General features: G+C 65.7%; 15 protein-coding genes. 10 read left to right on the top strand and 5 right to left on the bottom strand.

The genetic code is table 11. The features are described from left to right. Nucleotides 1-34 precede the first annotated feature (34 nt). The 3 genes from FMM79_RS14090 to FMM79_RS14080 are packed head-to-tail and all read left to right on the top strand — an operon-like array spanning nt 35 to nt 5,511. Entirely contained in the window at nt 35-1,153 is a 1,119-nt protein-coding gene (locus tag FMM79_RS14090) for an efflux RND transporter periplasmic adaptor subunit (protein ID WP_148628058.1), read from the top strand. A gap of 4 nt (nt 1,154-1,157) precedes the next feature. Continuing rightward, nucleotides 1,158-4,268 carry an efflux RND transporter permease subunit gene (locus tag FMM79_RS14085; protein ID WP_148628057.1) on the top strand — a complete coding sequence of 1,037 codons (3,111 nt, stop codon included), beginning with the start codon at nt 1,158-1,160 and terminating at the stop codon, nt 4,266-4,268. Continuing rightward, nucleotides 4,261-5,511 (top strand): TolC family protein, encoded by a 1,251-nt coding sequence (locus tag FMM79_RS14080; protein ID WP_148628056.1) that lies wholly within the window; start codon nt 4,261-4,263, stop codon nt 5,509-5,511. Before FMM79_RS14085 ends, FMM79_RS14080 begins: the two co-directional genes overlap by 8 nt. A 17-nt stretch (nt 5,512-5,528) precedes the next feature. Here the strand turns inward: FMM79_RS14080 and FMM79_RS14075 are convergent, their stop codons facing one another. Then, entirely contained in the window at nt 5,529-6,818 is a 1,290-nt protein-coding gene (locus FMM79_RS14075; RefSeq protein WP_162528516.1) for a DUF4010 domain-containing protein, read from the bottom strand. A gap of 206 nt (nt 6,819-7,024) precedes the next feature. On the opposite strand from FMM79_RS14075, the gene FMM79_RS14070 reads away from it, so the two are divergent. Next, nucleotides 7,025-9,808, top strand: coding sequence for a DUF3857 domain-containing protein (locus FMM79_RS14070; protein WP_162528515.1), 2,784 nt, complete (start codon nt 7,025-7,027; stop codon nt 9,806-9,808). Here the strand turns inward: FMM79_RS14070 and FMM79_RS14065 are convergent. Then, nucleotides 9,801-10,922, bottom strand: a complete 1,122-nt coding sequence (locus FMM79_RS14065) for a putative zinc-binding metallopeptidase (RefSeq protein ID WP_148628053.1) — start codon at nt 10,920-10,922, stop codon at nt 9,801-9,803. The genes FMM79_RS14070 and FMM79_RS14065 overlap by 8 nt on opposite strands. Before the next feature lie 246 nt (nt 10,923-11,168). Between FMM79_RS14065 and FMM79_RS14060 the strand changes: the two genes are divergently transcribed. From FMM79_RS14060 to paoC, 4 genes are all read left to right on the top strand, one after another. Next, entirely contained in the window at nt 11,169-13,445 is a 2,277-nt protein-coding gene (locus tag FMM79_RS14060; protein ID WP_148628052.1) for an FdhF/YdeP family oxidoreductase, read from the top strand. A 318-nt stretch (nt 13,446-13,763) separates the two neighbouring features. After that, entirely contained in the window at nt 13,764-14,408 is a 645-nt protein-coding gene (gene paoA, locus FMM79_RS14055; protein ID WP_148628051.1) for an aldehyde dehydrogenase iron-sulfur subunit PaoA, read from the top strand. Then, nucleotides 14,405-15,361, top strand: a complete 957-nt coding sequence (locus tag FMM79_RS14050) for a xanthine dehydrogenase family protein subunit M (protein ID WP_148628050.1) — start codon at nt 14,405-14,407, stop codon at nt 15,359-15,361. The genes paoA and FMM79_RS14050 overlap by 4 nt, the downstream gene beginning before the upstream one ends. Then, nucleotides 15,358-17,559, top strand: a complete 2,202-nt coding sequence (paoC, locus tag FMM79_RS14045) for an aldehyde oxidoreductase molybdenum-binding subunit PaoC (RefSeq protein ID WP_148628049.1) — start codon at nt 15,358-15,360, stop codon at nt 17,557-17,559. Before FMM79_RS14050 ends, paoC begins: the two co-directional genes overlap by 4 nt. A 191-nt stretch (nt 17,560-17,750) precedes the next feature. Here paoC and rlmN read toward each other — a convergent pair whose 3' ends face one another. Continuing rightward, the gene (gene rlmN / locus FMM79_RS14040; protein WP_148628048.1) at nt 17,751-19,076 is read right to left on the bottom strand and encodes a 23S rRNA (adenine(2503)-C(2))-methyltransferase RlmN; all 1,326 of its coding nucleotides are present in this window, start codon (nt 19,074-19,076) and stop codon (nt 17,751-17,753) included. Nucleotides 19,077-19,317: 241 nt separating this feature from the next. On the opposite strand from rlmN, the gene FMM79_RS14035 reads away from it, so the two are divergent. Further along, the gene (locus tag FMM79_RS14035; RefSeq protein WP_148628047.1) at nt 19,318-19,989 is read left to right on the top strand and encodes an outer membrane protein; all 672 of its coding nucleotides are present in this window, start codon (nt 19,318-19,320) and stop codon (nt 19,987-19,989) included. 87 nt (nt 19,990-20,076) lie between these two features. On the opposite strand, the gene FMM79_RS14030 is transcribed toward FMM79_RS14035, so the two are convergent. Further along, nucleotides 20,077-20,589 (bottom strand): hypothetical protein, encoded by a 513-nt coding sequence (locus tag FMM79_RS14030; protein ID WP_240339188.1) that lies wholly within the window; start codon nt 20,587-20,589, stop codon nt 20,077-20,079. Further along, nucleotides 20,586-21,080: a transcription elongation factor GreB gene (gene greB, locus FMM79_RS14025; RefSeq protein WP_148628046.1), complete on the bottom strand. Its 495-nt coding sequence runs from the start codon at nt 21,078-21,080 to the stop codon at nt 20,586-20,588. Before greB ends, FMM79_RS14030 begins: the two co-directional genes overlap by 4 nt. A gap of 228 nt (nt 21,081-21,308) precedes the next feature. On the opposite strand from greB, the gene FMM79_RS14020 reads away from it, so the two are divergent. Then, complete coding sequence (locus tag FMM79_RS14020; protein WP_205466680.1) at nt 21,309-22,619, top strand: glycoside hydrolase family 27 protein; 1,311 nt, start codon at nt 21,309-21,311, stop codon at nt 22,617-22,619. Nucleotides 22,620-22,676: the final 57 nt, after the last annotated feature.

Below are 22,676 nucleotides of genomic sequence, written 5' to 3'. Positions count from 1 at the left end.
GTCCTGTCAGGTTGAAGGCGCATTTCAGGCCACCATGAACAGGACCACTCTTGCCGGCCTCGCCGCCGCCGCGCTTGCCCTTGCAGGCGGTGTCTATTTCGCCTTGCGCCTGGACGTTCGGGTCGAGCAAAGCAGTGAGGAAGCGCAGGATGGCCCTGCGGGTGCCCTGAGCGCCAAGCAGGTCGAGGCGCTGGGGATCCGCACCGAGGTGGCTGTGCGCGCCGAGGGTGTGCCGCTGGGGACGGTCCCGGCGCAGGTGACGCTGCCACCCCAGGCAAAGGTTGCTGTGACGACGCCGTTCACCGGCACGGTCGCGCAGCTCTTCGTGCTCGAAGGCGAGAATGTCGCGCGCGGGTCTGCGCTTGCGGTGGTGCGCGCGGCCGATGCGGTGCAGTTCAGCGCAGCTTTGCAGCGGGCCCGCGCGGATCTCGCGCTCGAGCGGGTGCGGGCGCAGCGGCTGGAAACGCTCGCGAAGGAAGGCGTCGTGGCCGGAGCTCGCGCAGACGAGGCGCGGGCGAGCCTGCGCCAGTCACAGGCGACCGTATCGGAAAACCAGCGCCTCCTCGCGCTGGCCGGGGCAGGGGCGGATGGCACTGTCACCCTGCGCGCGCCGATTGCCGGGCGTGTTGCCCATGTCGGCGTGGAAACCGGCGGCGGTGTCGGCAGTGACGAAGCCCCCTTCGTCATCGAGAACACGGCGGCGTTGACCCTCGATCTGCAGTTGCCGGAGCGGCTGGCGGGCAAGGTGCGTCCCGGCATGGACGTCGAAGTGACTGTGCGTGGCAGGGAAGCTACGCCGATCGCGGGGCGCATCGTTTCGGTTGGCGCGTCGCTCGATCCGCAGACACGCTCGATCCTTGCCAAGGCGCGGCTGCACGACACGGCAGGCCTCGTGCCCGGGCGCGGGGTAATGGCGGTCATCCGCGATCCCGGCGGCGCAGGAGAGGGGGTCTCCGTCCCCGCGACCGCAGTCACCCGGATCGGCGAGGCGGACGTCGTTTTCGTAGCGCAGAAGGGCCGCTTCGTGCGCCGCGATGTGCAACTGGTCGCCGAAGCCGGCGGGCGTGCCGTCGTCGCCGAGGGCCTGAAGGCCGGAGAACAGGTGGCGACGCATGGCGTGGCCGAACTCAAGTCCCTTTTGGCGGAGCAGTAAGGCCATGTTGCGCACCTTAGTCGAACGGGCGCTGGCCTGGCGCCTCGCCATGCTCGCGCTCGCGCTCGCGCTGGCCGGGCTCGGCACCTGGTCGTTCCTGCGTCTACCCATCGATGCCTTCCCGGACATCTCCAGCACGCAGGTGAAGATCATCTTGAAAGCGCCGGGTATGACGCCCGAGGAGGTGGAAAGCCGGGTCATCACGCCTATCGAGATGGAGATGCTGGGCATCCCTAGCCAGGCTAACCTGCGCTCGGTCGCCAAGTACGCCATCGCCGACATCACCATCGATTTCGACGATAGCGCGGACATCTACTGGGCGCGCACGCAGGTGGCCGAGCGGCTGAACGGGATCATGGGCGACCTGCCCGAGAACGTCTCGGGCGGCATGGCGCCGATCTCCACGCCGCTCTCGGACATGTACATGTTCACGCTGGAGGGGCCGCAGAGCCTCGCCGAGAAGCGCCGCACGCTCGACTGGGTGATCCGTCCTGCATTGCGCACGGTGCCCGGCGTTGCCGACGTTAACGCGCTGGGCGGCCGGGTCGAGACCTTCGAGGTCGCCCCCGATATGAGCGCGCTGGCCGCGGCGGGGCTCACCATTTCGGACCTTGCCGAAGCCGTCGAAGCGTCCAACCGCAACGATGGCGCGGGCCGCCTCGATGCGGGCGAGGAGGCGTTGATCGTGCGCTCCACCGCGCGGGTGGAGTCATTGGACGATCTGGCCGCCGTGGTCGTGCGCAGCGACGGGCAGCGTGTGGTGCGCGTGAGCGATGTCGCCGATGTGCGGACCGGCAGCCTGACCCGCTACGGCGCGGTCAGCAAGAACGGCACGGGCGAGGCGGTGGAAGGGCTCGTCATCGGCCTTCGCGGGGCCGATGCGGCGCAGGTCGTCGATGGGGTGAAGGCGCGCCTCGAAGACCTTCAGCCGAGCTTGCCCGAGGGCATGAAGGTGGCGGTCTTCTACGACCGTTCGGACCTCATCGAACGGGCCGTGGGCACGGTGGAAAAGGCGCTCCTGGAGGCGACTGTCCTGGTCGTTGTCCTGCTCCTTCTGTTCCTGGGCGATGTGCGCGCCTCGCTGATCGTGGCGCTGGCGTCGCCCATGGCGGTGCTCCTCACCTTCATCTTCATGCGCGCGATTGGCCTCACCGCCAATCTTATGAGCCTTGGCGGTATCGCGATCGCGGTGGGCATGCTGGTAGATGGTGCGGTCGTCGTGGTCGAGAATGTGGTGGAGAGGCTTTCCGACCCGAAGCATGCGAGGAATGGCAAGCTTTTCAACGTGCTCGTCGCGTCTGCTGAAGTGGCCAAGCCGGTCACCTCGGGCATGGCGATCATCGCGCTGGTCTTCCTGCCGCTCCTCACGCTGCAGGGGCTGGAGGGCAAGCTTTTCGCGCCCGTGGCGGTGACCATCGTGCTCGCGCTGCTGTCCGCGCTGGTGCTCTCGCTGACGCTGGTGCCGGTGCTCGCCTATTTCGTCCTCAAGGTGAAGGTGGAGGGGCATGGGCACGCGCATGAACCCTGGCTGATGCGCCAGCTCAGTCCGCGCTACCACGCATTGCTGGCCGGGGCCTTCGCGCGGCGGCGGCTTGTCTACGCGGTCGCGGGGCTTTCGCTGGTGGTCACCGTCTTTGCCTATAGCCTGACCGGCAAGACCTTCCTGCCGACGATGGACGAAGGTTCGGTCATCGTGCAGCTGACCAAGCTGCCCTCGATTTCGCTGGAGCACAGTGTCGAGGGTGACCTGAAGGCGCAGCGCTTGATCCTCGACACGGTGCCCGAAGTGCGCTCGGCGATTGCCCGCGTGGGCTCGGACGAACTGGGCCTCGACCCGATGAGCCCCAACGAGACCGACACCTTTCTGGAACTTGCCCCGCGCGAGGAATGGCGCGTGGCCGACAAGGAATGGCTGATCGGCGAGATCCGCACTGCGCTCGCCGCGCTGCCCGGGATGGAGCCCAGCTTCACCCAGCCTATCGATATGCGCATCTCAGAGATGCTCACAGGCTCGCGCGGGGATCTTGTGATCAAGGTCTTCGGGCCCGACCTGGCCGAGCTCTCGCGCATTGCGGGCGCCATTCAGGGGCGTCTCGAAGCCATTCGTGGGACCAGCGAGGCGATGACGGTCGCGAACGACAGCGTCGACTACCTCCAGCTTGCCGTCGATCGGGTCGAGGCGGGCCGCGTCGGCATGCCGGTAAGCGACCTGCAGGACGCCATGCGCGCCCAGATCGAGGGCATGCACGCGGGTGTGGTCGCGCAGGGCATCCGCCGTGTTCCCATTGTCATTCGCGGCGAAGGCGAGGGGCTTACCGCGCAGACCTTTGCCGATACGCTTTATCGTTCGCCCAGTGGTCAGCTCGTGCGTGCGAGCGATGTCGCGCACGTCGCGCGTGTAGAGGGGCCGGTGAAGCTGGAGCACGAGAACGGCTCGCGCTTCGCGCTTGTCCAGGCCTTCGTCTCGGGCCGCGACCTTGTCGGCTATGTCGAGGAGGCCAAGGCCGATATCGCGCGGAACGTAGCGCTGCCGCAGGGCTACCGCATCGTCTGGGGTGGCCAGTTCGAGAACCAGCAGCGCGCCTCGGCCCGGTTGATGGTGGTGCTGCCGATCTCGCTGGTGATGATCTTCGTGGTCCTCTACGCGACGCTCCACTCGCTGCGCGCCTCGCTGCTGATCCTGGCGATGATTCCCTTCGCGGTGGTGGGTGGCATGGTCTCGCTCGCGCTCTCGGGTGAGTATCTCTCGGTGCCTGCCTCGGTCGGCTTCATCGCGCTGCTCGGGATCGCGGTTCTGAACGGGCTCGTCATGGTCAGCTATTTCCGGCAACTGCGTGAGGAGGGTGTGCCTCTCGTCGAGGCTGTCCGACGTGGCGCGGAGCGGCGGCTGCGCCCCGTTCTGATGACTGCGACGATCGCGGCGTTCGGCCTTGTTCCGTTGCTCTTTGCCAGTGGTCCTGGCTCGGAAATCCAGAAGCCGCTCGCCATCGTTGTCATCGGGGGGCTCGTCTCCTCCACGCTGCTGACGCTGATCCTGCTGCCCATGCTCTACGAACGCTTCGGGGAGAACCGTGGCGAGACCCGCGCCGAAGAGGAGGAGAACGCCCATGCGTAAGCGTCTTTCCATCACCGCTGCGCTGGTCCTGACCCTGGCCGCACCACCGGGCCATGCGCAGGAGCCGGGCCTGCCCGACCTCGCGGAGGTCCGGGCCGCGCTCGATGCACACCCGTCAGTCCAGGCCGCGCAGGCGCGCACCGGAGCCGCGCAGGCCCAGGCTCGCGCGTTGGCGCGCGGCAGCCACGAGGTGACCTTCCAGGGCAGCTACATGAACCGCTCGATCACCCGCGAGGGGACCTATGACGAGTTCGACGCGCAGCTCATGCGGCCCTTGCGTCTTCCCGGCAAGGCGCGGCTCGACAAGGAGATCGGCAGCTACGGCATCGTCGCGGCCAAGAACCGGGCCGAGGATGCACGCCACCAGGCAGCGACGCGTCTCAACGACAGCTGGTGGGACTGGTTGGGCGCGGCCGAGGAAGTGCGCATCGACCGGCAGGCGGTGGGGAATTACGAGACGCTGCTCAAGGCCGTCTCGCGGCGCGTGGAACTGCGCGATGCGGCCCAGCTCGAAGCCGATCAGGCCGAAGCGAGCCTGGGGGCGGCGCGGCTTACCCTACAGCAGTCGGAAGGGCGCGCGGCGCTTGCCCGCACGCGCCTGAGGGCCCGGTTCCCAACTCTTGCCTTGGATGGCGAGGCGCCTCTGGTTCCCGTGCCGGTGTTGCCCGAAGCGGGCCTCGCCGCGCTTGGCCAGAAAGTTGTCGAGCACAGCCACGAGATCGCGGCGGCTGAGGCCGCGGCGGGCGGCGCGGACGTTTCGGCGGCGCGCGCGCGGGCCGAGCGCACGGCGGATCCGTCGCTGGGCTTCCGCGTCTTTTCCGAGCGCAGCGGCGAGGAGCAGGGCGCCGGCGTCCTTTTCCAGATGCCTCTGGGCGGCGGGCACCGCCGGGCGCTCGCCGATCAGGCCGAGGCGCAGGCCAGCGCGGCACGCGCCGAAGCCATGGCAACCCGCTTCGTCGTGACCGAGATGGCCGAGGCGGACATGACCGAGGCGCGCTACCGGCACGCGGCCTGGCAGCGTGCGCGCGAGGGCTTGCAGGCACAGATGGCGGCGCTCCTGAAGCTGCGCATCGGCCACAAGGCGGGTGAGATCGACCTCTCGGCTGAGCTTCTGGGCGAGCGGCAGGTCCACGACGCCCTGCGCCAGGAAGTTCAGGCACGGGTCGAGGCGATGCGCGCGCTGACCCGGTTGCGGCTCGATGCCCACGCGATATGGATCGGCGATCCGGCGGAACGCGACTAGAGGCGGGCGCGGCTCGTTCAGCCAAGTAGCGGAATTGCGCCCATGGCCAGCGTGACCAGCAGTACGGTCAGACTGGCGAGCAGGGCGAGCCCTGCGCGGCGCCCGGTGCGAGGACCTGCGTTGATGAAGACGAGGACGGTCTTGAAGGCCATGTTGCTGGCTACGGTCCCGGCAAGCGCGAGGGAGGCGATGGCCGGCGCGACCGCGCCCTGTGGCAGCGTGGAATAGGCCACCATCGCGGCATCGACGTCGAAGCTTCCGGCGAGGAAAAGCGAGAGCCCTCCGCCCGCCTCGCCGAACTGGTCCTGTGCCCAGCGCACAAGCAGCGCCGCGCCCGCAACGGCAAGAAGAAAGCCGAAGGCGGGGAGCAGTTCGAAAGGCTTGCCGCCTTGCGCAGGGCTGCTGGCGCCCGAACGCGTCTCGCGGCGCCAGACAAGGCTCGATACGAGGAAGGCGACGAGGAGAGCAGGCCCGAGCAGCCTGGCAAGGCGCACAAGGATGTCGGGTGCGAGCACGGCGGCGAGGATCATTACGCGCAGGTACATCACGGCCGAGGCCAGCGCGATGCCGGTCGCGAGGGGCCCCTCGCTCCCCTTGCGTAGCTGGCTGGCGAAGGCGGCGGTGACCGCGGTCGAGGAATAGGCTCCACCGATGAACGCGGTCGTGAGCGTCCCGGCCGATGCACCGATGGCGCGCCGCGCAATGTAGCCGGCAATCGAGAAGCCGGTGATGAGGATTACGACAAGCCAGAGCTGAAAGGGGTTCCAAGCCGCGTAAGGCCCCATGTTGCGATCGGGGAGGAACGGCAGAACGGCCACCGCGATGACCGCAAAGCGCACCAGCGCGCGCATTTCCTCCGGGGTCAGCGCGCGCAGGAGTGCGTGGGCCTGTTGCCGGGCCGACAGGAGAAGCGTGGCGATGGCGGTCAGGGCCAGCGCAAGGGCAGGGTATCCGGCGCCAGCCAGAAGCCCGAGGCCGATCGTCATCAGCGCCGCGACGGGTGTGGTCGCATCGAAGGTGGGGACGGCCCGGCGCGAGACGAAGAAGGCGCCGATGAGAAGGGCGAGGAGGGCGCTGAGGAGTACGGCCCCCAGGATCGCGGAAACGGCAAGCGAGAGCGCTGCAATGAGCCCCCCGCAGGTGCCGATCAGCGCGAAGGTGCGCACCCCGGCGACCCGGCTGCCATCCGCGGCCTCACGCTGGCGCCAGCCGCGCTCGACGCCCACCAGCAATCCCGCGGCGAACGCCGCCAGGAGGCGGCTGGCAAGATCCAGCTGGCTGTTCCAGTCCACGGTCTCGATTGGCACGCGCATTTTCCCTGGCAACTGTCCGGAGCGATCCGCGTCCTCTAGGCCGGTTCGGACCTGGGTAAAAGTGTCCTGTCGATTTTCCGAAATAGTCCTCTAGTCCCGGCACTTGTGCAATAGGTTAACCCCAAGTTGGGGGTGAGCCGCCTTGCCTTGGTGCGGCGTTCTTGCCACTCTTCCTCCGAGTAATTCTTGAGGGGGGTATGATGCGGTTTGTTTCTCTGTGCCTGGCCGGGGTTTCGTTGCTGGCGGCGGGTACGGCCATGGCGGGCGAAGAGGTGCTCTATTCGCCCGCGCCCGATTGGGTCGAGGAAGTCGATGCGAATGTCATCGATACCTCGTCCTCGACCCCACTGGCGCTTTACGACATGCAGCAACGCATCGAGGACGGGACGCTGTCGATCTATGTCGATCGGGCCTTCAAGCTCGATGCGCCTCAGGCCCTGACCCAGGCAGGGACAAGCACTGCCTCGTGGCTCCCGGACAAGGGCGACCTCACCATCCACAGGGTTGAAATCCTGCGTGGAGATAAACGCATCGACTTGTTGGAAGGCGGTGCGAAATACACCGTTCTGCGCCGGGAGACCCAGCTGGAAAAGCGCACGCTCGATGGCGCCCTGACCGCCACGCTCGCCGTGCCGGGGCTCGAACTGGGCGACGTGCTGCGCATTGCCTTTACCCAGTCGATCAAGGACCCCACGCTCAAAGGGGAGGTCCAGATGACCAACGTCCTGTTCGCAGCTCCCACCGAGGCGGGCTTTGCGCGTGACATCGTTTCCTGGCCCGAGGATGAGGGCGTGCGCTGGCAGACCGGCCCGGTCGACGTCGCGGTGGAGGAAACCAGCAAGAGCGGGGAGCACCGTCTCATCATTGCGCTCCCGTTGCCCGAGCCCGAGGACATGCCCTCCGATTCGCCGGTCCGCTACCGGCGCCCCGCGCTGATCCAGGCCGGGACCTTCTCGTCCTGGGAGGAGGTTTCCAGCATCTTCGCGCCGCTTTATGATCCGGCGGGGCGTATCGCGCAGGGCAGCGCGCTCGCGGGCGAAGTCGCGACGATCCGCGCGGCGAGCGCCGATCCGCTGGAACGCGCCGCACTCGCGACCCGTCTCGTCCAGGACAAGATCAGTTACCTGATGAATGGCATGGCCTCGGGCAACTACGAGCCCCAGGCCCCCGACGAAACCTGGCAGCTGCGCTACGGCGACTGCAAGGCCAAGTCACTGCTCCTGCTTTCGCTGCTCCATGAACTGGGCATTTCCAGCGAGGCGGTGCTCGTCCACTCCTCGGCCAGCGATGCCATTCCCGACCTCCTGCCCATGCCCAGTGCCTTCGATCACGTGCTCGTGAAGGCGAATATCGGGGGGAAAGACTACTGGCTCGATGGCACGTCTGCGGGCACGCGTATGAGTAACATTGCCGACACTCCGCCGTTCCGCCACGTCCTGCCGATCAGGGCCGAGGGGACGGGCGTGATGGCTCTGGCGCCGCGTGTCCCTGCGACCCCGCAGGCTCTTGTCAAGCTGACGTTCGACGAGCGAGGCGGGGTCGATCTGCCTGTGCTCGTCACCGCTCGGGCGATGCTATCGGGGCCCGTGGGCGTGGGGCTTGGCGCCGTCATCAAACAGGTTGGAGAGGACCAGAAAGAAAAGCTGATCGACCAGTTCGCATCCTCGACGCTTGAAGGGCTTGTCGTGACGGAAGGTTCATTGTCCTTCGACGAGGATCAGGGCATCGCCCATGTCGATGTCAGCGGCATCCGCACCACCGCATGGAGCCGGCAGGGCTCGCGCAAGCGCCAGGACTTTGCGGACCTGCCCAGCCAGGATGTCGACTTTTCGCCCGATCGCGCACGTCCGGCGTGGCGCGAGATCCCGGTCGACACGGGCGCGCCCACGCTGCAGATGACCGAACTGACCGTGCTCCTGCCCGAGGACGAGGATGGCTATCTCCTGCGCGGGCGCCCTGAGCTGGACATGCAGTATGGCACTACCCATTTCGTGCGAAGCGCGCAGCTGGAGGGGCAGACCCTCACCGTGACCGAGCGGGTCGAGGGGCTGGGCGGTGAAGTGCCGAGCGAGGCCATCGCGGCCGAGAAGGGCAAGGCAGCCCGGATCTCCAATTCCGCCGTATTCCTCCTCGCACCCGGCGATGCGGTGCGCCAGTGGCAGCTGGCCATGCCCGCCTACGAGGGACGGCTCAAACCTTACGAAGAGGCCTACGCCAAGGTCATCGCGCGCGAACCGGATAAGGCGTTTGGATACACCAACCGCGCGCTGTTTCGCTGGCGAACCGCGAACCTCGAAGGTGCATTGGCCGATTATGACAAGGCCCTGGAGCTTGACCCGGCTGCGAAAACCTACCGTTCGCGCGGTTCGGTCCTGTTCGCAATGGATCGTTTCGAGGATGCGCTGCCCTCCTACCGCAAGGCGTTCGAGATCGATCCCTCATCGACTTCCGCGCTTGGTCTCGCTGGTGCATTGGGACGCAACGGCGAGACCGAAGAGGCGTTGGCGCTGCTGGACGAGTACGACGACTACGGCACCCAGCATCCTCAGTTCGTAGAGCTGCGCGCCGAAGTCCTTGCCTATGACGGGCGCGCGGAAGAGGGCTTGGCGGCCATCGACGAGTTGATCGAGGAACGTCCCGGGCAAGGCTATCTCTACAACAATTCGTGCTGGTACCGCGCGCGCTTCAAGGTGGGGACAGAGGGCATGATCGAGACGTGCGACAAGGCGGTCGAACAGTCCTCGATGGCCGCCGCCGCGCTCGACAGCCGCGCGCTTGCCTGGCTGCAACTGGGCGAGCCAGCAAAAGCACTGGCGGACGCGGATGCGGCCATCGACCTGGCGCCCGAACAGACATCTAGCCGGTACTTCCGGGCTGTCGCGCAGCAGCGGCTGGGCGATGACAGCGGCAAGGATTTTATCGCCTACATGGATCGCTTCTGGCCCGGCCAGGCCCGCGATTTTGCGTTCTACGGCCTCAAGTAGCCGCCACGGGCGGGGGCATTGCGTCCGCCTCGAAGCGGTTCTTCGCGACGAGGCGGACGATGAAGTCAAGCTTGGCGACGATGGTTTCGGACAGGCGGAAAGGGTAGAGATCCCCAATCCCCATGGCTCGGTTCATGGAGTTCAAGGCAAAGGCGATCGGCTCCATGTGCCGCGCGAGCGTTGCGGCGTCGGCGCGGTAGGGATCGAAGCAAACCTCGACGTCGTTGCCGGGCGTGGCATCGGTGCTATCGCCGGGCAGGTGCAGTGAAAGGTCAAAGCTCCCGGCCGTCGCCTGCAGGTCCACCATGTGGAGATAGTGCGCCCAGGTCTCGGCGAAGTCCTCCCAGGGGTGTGAGGTCGCGTAGAAGCTGACATAGGCATCGGTCCAGACGGTGTTGCCGTTGCCATTGTAGTGTTCGGTCAGCGCCTGCTGGTAGTCGATCCGCTCATCGCCGAAGATCTTGCGGAATTCAGCAAGGCTGTCCGAATCGGTCTCGATCAGGCGCGACCAGTAGTGGTGGCCGATTTCGTGGCGGAAATGGCCGAGCAGCGTGCGGTAAGGCTCGCCCATGTTCTGGCGTATGCGTTCGCGTTCGGCATTGTCGGCCTCGATCAGGTTGAGCGTGATGAGGCCCGAGGCGTGCCCTGTCATGACCTGTGGGGCTTCGTCGTTTTCGGCTGCCGGGTCGTAGAGGAAATCGAAGGCGAGGCCCTGGCGTCCAGGCACTTCTTCGGCCTTGGTCTCCAGAGGCAGACCCAGCTTGAGGAGTGTGTGGACCATGCGCCGCTTGGCCGCCTCGATCCGCGCCCAGCGCGGGGGGACGGACGGTTCGGCAAGATCGGGGATCGTTCGGTTGTGACGGCAGGCCCGGCACAGGTGCGAGGGCTCGTCCGGTTCCACCAGCCAGTTGCAGATAGCGTGCGCGTTGTTGTTCGCGCAGACCACCACCTCGCGTGCAGCGCCGTCCTCGCCGCGCCAACGCGTGGCTCCGTCGGTCAGGTGGCGGAAGGCGTCGAGGACGGGATCGTAGCCCAGAGTCGCCTGACAGTGCGGGCACAGGCGGGCCTCGAAATGGATCGGCTGGTGGCAGTTGGGGCAGGCAAAGGCGTGCATGGACACTCTCGTTCCCGAAACAGGGCTTCTTGAAAAGCGGCGTGGCGCGGTATCGTGGCTCGCATAACGCATGGAAGGCGCGTAAGGTTCGCGACGAGTTGAAGAGCGGCGTGGCAACGCGTTTTGCGCCGTAAGGTGGCAGTTCCTATACCATTGGAATGCTTACCCCTTGCGGGCGCCTTGCGAAACGTGGAACCAGCGCTAGGCGTCGCGCATTGCGCCCACAGGAAGATCGGGAGAATACGAATGACGAAGGCCCCCAAGGTGCAGGGTTACAAGGGATCGGCAGGGGGCTGGGGATCGCTCAAGGGTATTTCGCGCATTGAACGCTCGCAGAAGGCGGGCCCGTCCGTGCTTGACACCCTGCGTCAGCTCAACAAGCCGGGCGGCACTATGTGCACGTCGTGCGCGTGGGTGAAACCGGAGAAGCCCAAGCCCTTCGAATTCTGCGAAAACGGCGCAAAGGCCACCTTGTGGGACCTGACTACGGACCGCTGCACGCCCGAATTTTTCGCCCGGCACACTGTCAGCGAACTGGCCATGTGGTCGGACTACGAACTGGAGATGGAAGGGCGCCTGACGCATCCCATGCGTTATGAGCCCGAAGTTGATCGCTACGTTCCGACGAGCTGGGAGGAGGCCTTCAAGGCCATTGGCGCGAAGCTGCGCGCACTCGATCCCAAGGGGGTGACCTTCTACGCCAGCGGCAAGGCCGCCCTCGAGCCCAGCTACCTCTATGCGATCTTTGCGCGCATGTACGGGCACAACAACCTGCCCGACAGCTCCAACATGTGCCACGAGACGACCTCGGTCGCGCTCAAGAAGGCCGTCGGTTCGCCGGTCGGCACCTGCCAGATGGAGGATTTCGAGCACTGCGACGCGATCTTCTACATGGGGCAGAACCCGGGGACGAATTCCCCGCGCATCCTGCACCCCTTGCAGAAGGCGGTGAAGCGTGGATGCAAGATCGTCGTCTTCAACCCCTTGAAGGAAAAGGCACTTACCGAGTTTCGCAGCCCCCAGAATCCGCTGCAGATGACCTTCGGCAAGGCTACGAAGATGAGCCATCTCTACCTGCAGGTGCGCCCGGGTGGCGACATCGCGGCGCTGATGGGCACGATGAAGCGCGTCCTCGAACGCGACGAGGAAGCCAGGGCGCGCGGAAGCCGGCGCGTTCTCGACACCGCTTTCCTCGAACAGCACACCAATGGGCTTGAGAGCCTGCTGGAAAAGCTGGCCGCCACGAACTGGGACGAACTTGAAGAGGCGAGCGGGGTCACTCGCGCCGAGATGGAGGCGGCTGGCGACATTTATGCCGATGCCACCAAGGTGATCGGTATCTACGGCATGGGCCTGACCCAGCACGTACACGGCAACCAGGCCATCGGCATGCTGGTCAACCTGCTGCTCCTGGGGGGCAACATGGGACGCCAAGGTGCGGGCTGCTCGCCGATACGCGGCCACTCGAACGTGCAGGGTCAGCGCACCGTAGGTATCACCGAGAAGGTCACACTGGCTCCGGTCGAGAAGTACCGCGAGATTCTGGGTCTGGAGACCCCGCAGGAGGACGGGCACACCACCGTCGAATTCCTCGAGGCGCTGCTGGCGGGCGCCAACACCGGCTTCATCGGCCTTGGCGGCAACCTGGCGCGGGCAATCCCCGATCATGACCGGGTTTACCCGGCCTGGCGCAACATGGAGCTTACCGTCCACGTCGCGACCAAGCTCAACAAGACGCATTGTATGCCGGGCAAGGAATCCTGGCTGCTGCCCTGTCTTGTGCGCGCCGAGGAGGACATGCAGGCCACTGGCAACCAGTGGGTCTCGATGGAGGACAGTTTCAGCCACGTTTCGGCTTCCAAGGGCAAGCGCAAGCCCGCGAGCGAGCACTTGATGAGCGAAACCGCGATCATTTGCGAGATCGCCAAGGCCACGCTCGATCCGAACCCGAAGTGGCAATGGGACGCCTGGCGCGGCGACTATGCGCGCATCCGTGACCTAATCGCGCGCACTTACCCCGATCAGTTCTACGAGATGAACACGCGCATGCACGAGCCGAGCGGTTTCTACCGCGGCAATCCGGCGCATGAGCGGATCTGGAAGACCAAGAGCGGCAAGGCCGAGTTCACCACGCCCAGCGTCCTCAACGCTTGTGGCATTCGCGGCAATCCGGGCGGCATGCATCTCGTCACCTTGCGCTCGAACGACCAGTTCAACACCACGATCTACGGCTTCTCCGACCGCCTGCGGGGGCTGGAGGGCAACCGCATGATCGTGCTGGTGAGCCCCGAGGAAATCGCGCGCCTTGGCCTCCACGAATACCAGCAGGTCTCGCTCGTCACCGAGGTGGACGACAATATCGAGCGCCGTGTTTCCGGGCTGTCGGTGCGCGCCTACGATCTGCCCAGGGGTGCGGTCGTCGGCTACTTCCCCGAGCTCAACCCGCTGGTGCCGCTGTGGTACCATGACGAACTGGCCAAAGTGCCCGCAAGCAAGGGCATTCCGGTCCGTATCGAGCCCTGAGGGCCGCTGTCAGCGGTCCCGGTGCGGACCGCTGACAGCGGACGGTAAATTATTTACAGCGTCGTTTCGGGTGCGTTTGCGGAACGAGTGCGCCGCACACGCATTAGCTTAGGCGAGGGGCCTCGGACCATTTGGGTTTCGGAGCCTTTTCGTATTCTGGCGTCGAAGCCCTGCGCTCTTGATGCCTGCGGGTAAACAGGCAGGAAAATACGCGCACCGGGCGCAGGAATACGGGTCGTTCGCGCCTTGCAAGGGGGCGTGGTCCGGATATCTCGCCCGAGGATCAGGTGCGCGGCACAGGACGGAGAAGCTTTCCCGATGGATCAACTCGACTATTTCTCGGTGTCCCGGCGCGGCGTGCTCGCCAGCGGCGCGGCAGGGCTGGCAGCCGGATCGATATCGCCACAGGTCGCCTTCGCGGCCTCCACACCGGCAGGGGAAAGGGCAATCACGATGCAGACCGTTTCGATGCGCATCAACGGCAAGGCGCAAACGCTTGACCTCGACACACGCACGACGCTGCTCGACGCTCTGCGCGAGCACGTCAAGCTGACCGGCACAAAGAAGGGCTGCGACCACGGCCAGTGCGGCGCTTGCACGGTGATCGTCAATGGTGAGCGCATCAATTCCTGCCTCAGCCTTGCTGTCATGCACGAAGGCGACGAGGTCACGACCATCGAAGGCCTCGGCACGCCCGAGAACCTCCACCCCATGCAGGCCGCCTTCGTGAAGCACGATGGCTACCAATGCGGTTACTGCACTCCGGGTCAGATCTGCTCGGCGGTCTCGGTACTCAAGGAGATCGCCGATGGCGTGCCCAGCCACGTCAGCGCGGAACTGACCGGGCCGATGGAGGCCAGCAACATCGAAATGCGCGAGCGCATGAGCGGCAACATCTGCCGCTGCGGCGCCTACTCCAACATCGCGGAGGCCATGGCCGAAGTCGCAGGAGATCGCGCATGAAGCCCTTTAGCTACGAACGCGTTTCGAGCCCTGCCGAAGCGGCCGCCGCGGCCGCGCGCGCGCGCGGCGCCAAGTTCATCGCAGGGGGGACCAACCTCCTCGACCTGATGAAGCTCGAGATCGAAACCCCGCACCACCTTGTCGACGTGACGGGCACCGGCCTCGATACCATCACCGAAACGGACGAGGGTGGCCTGCGCATCGGTGCGCTTGTCAGCAACACCGCGCTGGCCAGTGACGAGCGGGTAAAGCGCGACTACGCCGTCCTTTCGCGCGCCATCGTGGCGGGCGCCTCGGGTCAGCTGCGCAATAAGGCGACGACGGGCGGTAACCTGCTCCAGCGCACGCGCTGCCCTTATTTCTACGACACCAACCAGGCTTGTAACAAGCGCAAGCCCGGCAGCGGCTGCGCGGCGAAGGAGGGCGTCAGCCGCCAGCTGGGCATCGTCGGTGTCAGCGATGCCTGCATTGCGACCTACCCGGGCGATATGGCTGTGGCGCTGCGTGTGCTCGACGCGGTGGTGGAAACGGTCAAGGCCGACGGCACGACCCGCGCCATCCCGCTGGGCGAATTTCACCGCCTCTGGGGTGATACCCCGCATATCGAGACCGTTCTGGAACCGGACGAGATGATCACGGCCGTGACCCTGCCCAAACCCCTTGGCGGCACGCATATCTACCACAAGGTGCGCGACCGCCGCTCCTACGCCTTTGCGCTGGTTTCGGTTGCCGCCGTTCTCGACGCGGAGGGTAAGGGGCGGGTCGCCATCGGCGGCATCGCCCCGCGCCCCTGGCGTGTCGAGTCCGCCGATGCGGCGCTTCCTGACGTTAAGGCCGCCGCGCGCGCGCTCACGCAAGAGGCAAGCCCCACCGATCAGAATGCGTTCAAGATAGCCCTTGTCGAGCGCACGCTCGCGGGCGTCATGGCGAAGGCCCGAGGAGAGGCTGCATGAAGTACACCACCCCCGCAGGCGAGACCGTCATCGACCGCCAGCGCGTTGTCGGTCAGCCCACCACCCGCGTCGACGGCCCGCTCAAGGTGACCGGCCACGCGCCTTACGCCTATGAACGTCACGACGTGGCCGCCAACCAGGCCTATGGCTATATCGTGCCTTCGGCCATCGCCAAAGGCCGCGTGCGCAGCATGGATCTGGCTGAAGCCAAGGCGCAGCCGGGCGTGATCACGATCCTCACCACCACCGAAGTGGACGAACTGCCGCTGGGTATGGGGCACACCGTGCCGCTGTTTGGCGGTTCGCAGATACGATTTTACCATCAGGCGCTGGCGCTTGTGGTGGCCGAAACGTTCGAACAGGCCCGTGCGGCGGCCAAGCTCGTGCGCGTCGATTATGAGCGCACGCCGGGCAACCACGACTTCCACGCGCTGGCGCCTGATGCGCCGCTCGTCGAAGGTTCGGACGGTCCCGATGTCAGCAAGGTCGGCGATTTCGAGGCGGCCTACGCCTCGGCGCCGGTCACCATCGATGTGACTTACGAGACGCCGCACGAGAGCCACGCGATGATGGAGCCCCACGCCAGCATCGCGGCGTGGGAGGGCGAGAAGCTCTCCCTCTGGACCTCGAACCAGATGATTGCCTGGAGCAAGCAGGCGGTCGCCAAGATGCTGGACCTTGATCCCGCCAACGTCCGCCTCGACAGCCCGTTCCTGGGAGGTGGTTTCGGCGCCAAGCTCTTCGTGCGCGTTGACGCGGTCGCCGCCGCCCTTGCCGCGAAAAAGGCGGGGCGTCCGGTCAAGGTCATGCTCGACCGTCCACTGGTGTTCAACAACACCACGCACCGTTCGGCCACGATCCAGCGACTGCGCTTTGGCGCCGAGCGCGACGGGCGCCTGACCGCCATCTCGCATGAGTGTACCTCGGGCAACCTTGCGGGCCAGGAAGGAGAGAACGGCATTGCCCAGACGCGCCTCCTCTATGCGGGAGCCAACCGCTACACCGCGCAGCGAATCGCCCGCCTCGATCTGCCCGAAGCAAACGCCATGCGCGCGCCGGGCGAAACGGCAGGCCTCATGGCGCTGGAAGGCGCGATGGATGAACTGGCCGAGAAGCTGGGCATGGATCCGGTCGAACTGCGCATCGTCAACGACACGCAGGTTGATCCCGAAACCCCCAACCGGCCCTATTCGAGCCGCATGATGGTGGAATGCCTGCGGCGCGGCGCCGAGGCCTTCGGCTGGGACAAGCGCAACACGACGCCGGGTGGCTGGCGCGAAGGGCGCTGGCTGATCGGTCACGGCATGGCTGTGGGCTTCCGCAATTCGGTCCAGATGAAGTCGGCCGCACGCGTGCGCCTGTCGGGCAACGGCAAGCTCACGGTCGAAACCGACATGACCGACATCGGCACGGGCTCCTACACGATCCTTGCCCAGACCGCAGCTGAGATGCTGGGCCTGCCGCTGGAGGACATCACGGTTACGCTGGGCGATTCCGACATGCCCGCTTCGTGCGGCTCGGGCGGGCAGTGGGGTGCGCAGAACTCCACCTCGGGCGTCTATGCGGCCTGCGTGAAGCTGCGCGAGGATATTGCGGAGCGCTTTGCAATGGACCCCAACGCGGCGGAATTCGCCGATGGTGAAATCCGCGCAGGGGGCGAGAGCCGCAAGCTCACCGAGGCCACCGCCTCGGGCGAGATCGTCGCTGAGGATTCGGTCGAATACGACGATCTTTCGCAAAAGTACCAGCAATCGACCTTCGCCGGGCACTTCGTGGAAATCGCGGTTGATGCCTATACTGGTGAGACGTACGTGCGCCGCATGCTCGCAGCCTGTGCGGCCGGGCGCATCCTCAACCCGATCTCGGCGCGCAGCCAGGTGATCGGCGCGATGACGATGGGCGTGGGGGGCGCGCTGACCGAGGAACTGGCGGTCGACACCCGCTTCGGCTTCTTCGTCAACCACGACCTTGCCGGATACGAAGTACCGGTGCACGCCGACATCCCGCACCAGGAAGTGATCTTCCTTGATGAGCTCGACGCCATCGCCTCGCCGATGAAGGCCAAGGGCGTGGGCGAACTGGGCCTGTGCGGTGTGGGCGCGGCGGTCGCCAACGCGCTCTACAACGCAACCGGCGTGCGCGTGCGCGAGTACCCGCTGACGCTCGACAAGTACCTCGACAAGCTGCCCGCGGTCTGAGGGGCGAGAACGCATGAAAAAGGGCGGTCGGAGTGATCCGGCCGCCCTTTTTGTATGTCACGAATATACAAGAGATAGATCCGAGGGCCATCGCCCTCGGGCTCCCCGAACGGTCTAACTCACCTGCCGTACGCCCCCGTGGCCGAGAGAGGCGAGGTCGCCCGTTATGGGGTCCTTGTATCCTGCCTTCCTTACTCGGGCAGCTGCGCCAGTTCTTCGACGACTTCCTTGTCCTTCTCGGCGTAGAGGCGGTCGATCTCGGCGCGGCTCATCTTCTTGGCTGCAGTCTTGAGCTGGCCGCAGGCTGCGTCGATGTCGCGGCCGCGCGGGGTGCGCACAGGGGCCGAGATGCCCGCTTCGAACACGATGTTCGAGAACGACTTGATGCGCTCGGGCGTCGAGCACTCGTAGGCGGCGCCGGGCCAGGGGTTGAACGGGATGAGGTTCACCTTGGCGGGCAGCTTGTACTTCTTGAGCAGGCGGACCAGTTCGCGCGCGTCCTCGTCGCTGTCGTTCTTGTCCTTGAGCATCACGTATTCGAAGGTGATGCGCCGCGCGTTGCTGGCGCCGGGGTACTCGGCGCAGGCCTGCAGCAGTTCCTCGATGCCGTACTTCTTGTTGATCGGCACGATCTCGTCGCGCACTTCCTTGGTTACCGCGTGAAGCGAGACCGCAAGGTTGACGCTGATTTCCTGGCCGCAACGTTCGATCTGTGGGATCACGCCCGAGGTCGAGAGCGTGATGCGGCGGCGCGAGAGGGCAAGGCCATCGCCGTCCATGACGAGCTTGAGCGCATCGCGCACGTTGTCGAAGTTATAGAGCGGCTCGCCCATGCCCATCATCACGATGTTGGTGAGCAGGCGCCCGTCCGCGCTGTACGAGCCTTCATCCTCGTCCTCGTCGAGGCCCGCCATGGTGGCAAAGCGCGTATCCGAGGCGGACTTGGGCCATTCGCCCAGTGCATCGCGTGCGAGCATGACCTGACCAACGATTTCACCCACCGTCAGGTTGCGCACGAGACGCATCGTGCCGGTGTGGCAGAAGCGGCAGTTCAGCGTGCAACCCACCTGCGAGGACACGCACAGCGTGCCGCGGTCCGCATCGGGGATGAAGACCATCTCGTAGTCGTGGTTGTCTGCGGTGCGCAGTAGCCATTTGCGGGTCCCGTCGCCGGAATGCTGGGCCTGCACGATTTCCGGGCGACCGACCACGAAGCGCTCGGCCAGCCAGGGGCGCATGGTCTTGGCGATGTCGGTCATCGCCTCGAATTCGGTCACGCCGCGGTGGTAGAGCCAGTGGTAGACCTGCTTGGCACGCAGCTTGGCCGCCTTCTTGTCGAGGCCTGCGGTCTCGAACAGTTCGGCTATGCGCGTCTTGGGCAGGCCGATGAGGTCGGTGCGCCCGTCTTCACGCGGCGTCACGCCGTCTACCAGCGTCGGGCGCGGGACGGGCATCGGTTCGGTCGGGCCGGGGATCGTCATGATCCCCCCGGAGGGCTGGGAATTCGTGTCTGTCATGATTGAGCCCGCCTATACCCGATTTGGCGCTCCAGTGAAAGATGGGCTCGCGAACGCTAGTATCCGGATATTCGTTCCGGGAATCCACCGCGCGCCAAATACGTTCTGTCGCGCAAGTGTGGCCTAAAAACATCAATAAATTCGTTGTCTTACGTTAATGAAACTCCTCGTCCACGCGCCGCATTTGATGGGTCCATGCAGGGCGCCCGCCCGCAAAGGAAAACAAGACTGGAGTTTGAGTATGAAAAAGATCGTGTTTGCTCTCGCCGCCGGAACCACCGCGCTTGCCACCCCCGCAATGGCGCAGAATGTCGGCCCGGCGGAGCCCTTCGAGGGTTTCCACGTTGAAGCGCTCGGCGGCTATGACCGTGTCGAGGCCGGCAGCAGCATCGATGACATGCCCCAGTACGACAACGATGAAGGCATGGACGGCTTCAGCTACGGTGTGGGCGCGGGCTACGACCTCAAGATCGGTGAGCGCTTCGTGGTCGGCCCCGAGGCGGAAATCACCTGGTCAACGGGCGACACCGATTTCGAGGACGGCAATTTCGGTGGCTTTGGCATCGGCGATGTGAGCGCAAGCCGCGATATCTACGCGGGCCTGCGCGCCGGTTACATTGTCTCCCCTTCGACCATGATCTACGCCAAGGGTGGTTACACCAACGCCAAGTTCGACGTGAACAACGCGTTCGAAGGCACCCGCTACGAGCGCGATGTCGACGCCGACGGCTGGCGCATCGGCGCCGGTGTCGAGCAGGCGGTGACCAACAACGTCTTCGCCAAGGTTGAGTACCGTTACTCCAACTATGGCCGCGCCGAGATCGACTATGGCGCTGACATTCCCGACAGTTCGCGCTTCGACGTCGACTTCGACCGCCACCAGGTTATGGCTGGCGTGGGCGTGCGCTTCTGATCTGAGCCGGTTTCACGACCACCGAGCGGGAAGGGCGGGGGACCGAAAGGTCGTCCGCCCTTTTCCCTTATGCGGGATTCGTCGGTTTCAACGCAGGCGTGCGCAACCCAGCAGTGCGGAATCGATCGCCGAAGCTGCGCCCTGAAGCTCCCAGGTATTGGAAAAACGCCCGCCCTTGGCGCCGGTGGCGCTCAGCGTCATGCGCGGGGCCGCGCGCATGGCCGCGATGATCGCGGCGTTCTGCGCGTCGTCGGCAGGCCAGGCATCGCCGCCGCCGCCGATCAGACGAAAGCGCTCCGATCCTACCCTGAGCGAGATCGCGCTGCCCTTGGCCATCGCACGCGAGACGCGGAAATGGAGCTGGCTGCGCCGTCCGCGCTTGGGCCAGGTACCGATGGCGGCATACGGCTCATAATCGCGCCAGAGCTGGCTTGGCGCGGCCTTGGCAATGGCATAGCAGCGCGGCACAACCGGATCGCGAAACACGCCCCAGTCGCCATAGAGCCCCAGACTTTCGCGCGCACTGACCGGAGCTGCGAGAAGCGCGCTCCCTAAGGCCGCAGCGATCAGGGCGAGAACCGTCGACCTGACGCGTGTCAAGGGAGCCTGTCCTTGGGGTAGGTGATGGCCATGACTTCCCATTCCTTCGCGCCGGACGGCAGGCGTACCGTGCGCAGGTCGCCGATAGCTGCCCCCCGAAGTGCCTTGGTGAGGGGGGCGCTCCAGCCGATACGGCCCTGGCTCGCGTTCTGCTCATCATCGCCGACAAGGGTCACGACCATGCGTTCGTCGTCCTCGTCGGCCAGTTCCACGGTCGCGCCGAAAAAGACCTTGCTGCGCTCGACCTGGCGGGCCGGGTCGATCACCCGGACCCGCTTCATGCGCTTGGCAAGATAGCCCAGTTCGCGGTCGATCTCGCGCATGCGCTTGCGGCCGTAGAGGTAGTCCCCGTTTTCCGAGCGGTCGCCATTGCCCGCAGCCCACGAGACGATCTCCACGATCTCCGGACGCTCCTTGCCCAGGAGATGGTCGTAACGTGCGCGCAGGGCGGCAAATCCGGCAGGGGTGATCGGCGGGCCTTCGGGTTTCATGAAGACCGTCATACGGCGCGCGAAGGGCGGGGCCAAGATGGCGTGCGATCTTCGTCCCCGGCTTGCGATCCGGTTATTAGTCGGACAAAAGGGAGCGAGAGTCCACGGGAGCAAGGAACGGACATGACGAAGGCGAGCATCGACCTTACGCGCCGCAAGGCCCTCCAAACCGCGGCGGGCCTTTCCGGCGTGGTCGTGGGTGCGGCGCCGCTGTCCGCGCTGGCGGCAATGAGGCAAGCGAACGGTAGCGTGGGTTCGCAGGCGGGCGCGCGGGCTCCGGTCACCGATCTCGCGCCAAGGCCGCCAATGGGCTGGAACAGCTGGAACAGCTTTGCGGGCACGATCAACGAGGAACAGTCGCTGGAAACAGCGGCCATCATGGCCGAGAAGCTGCTGCCCTTCGGCTACGATGTCTTCACCGTGGATATACAGTGGTACGAGCCTGACGCGACGAGCTATTCCTACAATCCCAATCCGGTGCCCGCGCTCGATGGCCATGCGCGCCTCCAGCCTGCGCCCAATCGCTTCCCGTCCGCCAGGGATGGGCAGGGCTTCGCGCCGCTGGCCGACAAGGTCCATGCACTCGGTCTCAAGTTCGGCATCCATGTCATGCGCGGGATCGCGCGCCATGCCGTGAAGCTGGACCTGCCGATCGAGGGGACGCGCTATACCGCGCGCGACATCGCCGACACGTCCAGCGTGTGCCCGTGGAACCCGGACATGTACGGCGTCGACATGAGCAAGCCCGGCGCGCAGGAGTACTACGACGGGCTTTTCCGGATGTACGCCAGCTGGGGTGTCGACTTCATCAAGATGGACGACATGAGCCGCCCCTACGACGCTCACGCACCCGAAATCGAGGCTGCGGCCAAGGCCATTGCACGCTGCGGCCGGCCTATGGTGCTGAGCCTTTCGCCGGGAGAAACACCGGTGCCGCGCGGAGGCCACGTGCGCCAGTACGCGCAGATGTGGCGCATCTCGGACGACTTCTGGGACGATTGGGGCCTGCTTGCCGCGCAGTTCACCCGGCTTGAAAACTGGAACATGTGGATGGGCCCGGGTTCCTGGCCGGATGCCGACATGCTGCCACTTGGGCGCCTCGCGCTGGGGGATCGGAACACCAAGTTCACGCCCGACGAACAGGTCACGCTGATGACGCTGTGGTCGATCGCACGCTCGCCGCTCATCATGGGCGGGGACCTGCGCTATCTTGATGCCAAGACACTGGCGTTGCTGACCAATCCCGAGGTGCTTGGCGTCAACCAGAACTCGACCGCGAACGCGCCGCACTTCCTGGAGGACGGCCTCAAGGTCTGGACCGCGCGGGGGGCGCGCGGTTTCGAGATCTATCTGGCGCTCTTCAACCTCGCGCCCGAGGCGCGCGAGGTCTCGGTCCAGCTCGACAAGGTGGGACTTGTCGGTAGCTTCCTGCTGCGTGACCTCTGGGAACGTCAGGACAGGGGGGATGTGAAGGGCGCAGTCTCGGCGCAGGTGCCAGAGCACGGGGCGAGGCTCTTCAAGCTGACGCCGTTGGTTTGAGGAAGCCAAAGAATAAGTCCGAGGGCCATCGCCCTCGGGTTTCCCAAACTGTCCGCC

The sequence above is a fragment of the Novosphingobium sp. BW1 genome, from assembly GCF_008107685.1.
GTDB lineage: Bacteria > Pseudomonadota > Alphaproteobacteria > Sphingomonadales > Sphingomonadaceae > Novosphingobium.
Note: the sequence above shows the minus strand (reverse complement) of the source record. Positions and strands in the feature narration are given on the sequence as shown.

What these genes read in the sequence shown, in the direction of transcription:
- FMM79_RS14090 (WP_148628058.1), top strand. Translation starts at nt 35, where the DNA reads ATGAACAGGACCACTCTTGCCGGCCTCGCCGCCGCCGCGCTTGCCCTT.
- FMM79_RS14085 (WP_148628057.1), top strand. Translation starts at nt 1,158, where the DNA reads ATGTTGCGCACCTTAGTCGAACGGGCGCTGGCCTGGCGCCTCGCCATG.
- FMM79_RS14080 (WP_148628056.1), top strand. Translation starts at nt 4,261, where the DNA reads ATGCGTAAGCGTCTTTCCATCACCGCTGCGCTGGTCCTGACCCTGGCC.
- FMM79_RS14070 (WP_162528515.1), top strand. Translation starts at nt 7,025, where the DNA reads ATGCGGTTTGTTTCTCTGTGCCTGGCCGGGGTTTCGTTGCTGGCGGCG.
- FMM79_RS14065 (WP_148628053.1), bottom strand. Translation starts at nt 10,922, where the DNA reads ATGCACGCCTTTGCCTGCCCCAACTGCCACCAGCCGATCCATTTCGAG.
- FMM79_RS14060 (WP_148628052.1), top strand. Translation starts at nt 11,169, where the DNA reads ATGACGAAGGCCCCCAAGGTGCAGGGTTACAAGGGATCGGCAGGGGGC.
- paoA (WP_148628051.1), top strand. Translation starts at nt 13,764, where the DNA reads ATGGATCAACTCGACTATTTCTCGGTGTCCCGGCGCGGCGTGCTCGCC.
- FMM79_RS14050 (WP_148628050.1), top strand. Translation starts at nt 14,405, where the DNA reads ATGAAGCCCTTTAGCTACGAACGCGTTTCGAGCCCTGCCGAAGCGGCC.
- paoC (WP_148628049.1), top strand. Translation starts at nt 15,358, where the DNA reads ATGAAGTACACCACCCCCGCAGGCGAGACCGTCATCGACCGCCAGCGC.
- rlmN (WP_148628048.1), bottom strand. Translation starts at nt 19,076, where the DNA reads ATGACAGACACGAATTCCCAGCCCTCCGGGGGGATCATGACGATCCCC.
- FMM79_RS14035 (WP_148628047.1), top strand. Translation starts at nt 19,318, where the DNA reads ATGAAAAAGATCGTGTTTGCTCTCGCCGCCGGAACCACCGCGCTTGCC.
- greB (WP_148628046.1), bottom strand. Translation starts at nt 21,080, where the DNA reads ATGAAACCCGAAGGCCCGCCGATCACCCCTGCCGGATTTGCCGCCCTG.
- FMM79_RS14020 (WP_205466680.1), top strand. Translation starts at nt 21,309, where the DNA reads ATGAGGCAAGCGAACGGTAGCGTGGGTTCGCAGGCGGGCGCGCGGGCT.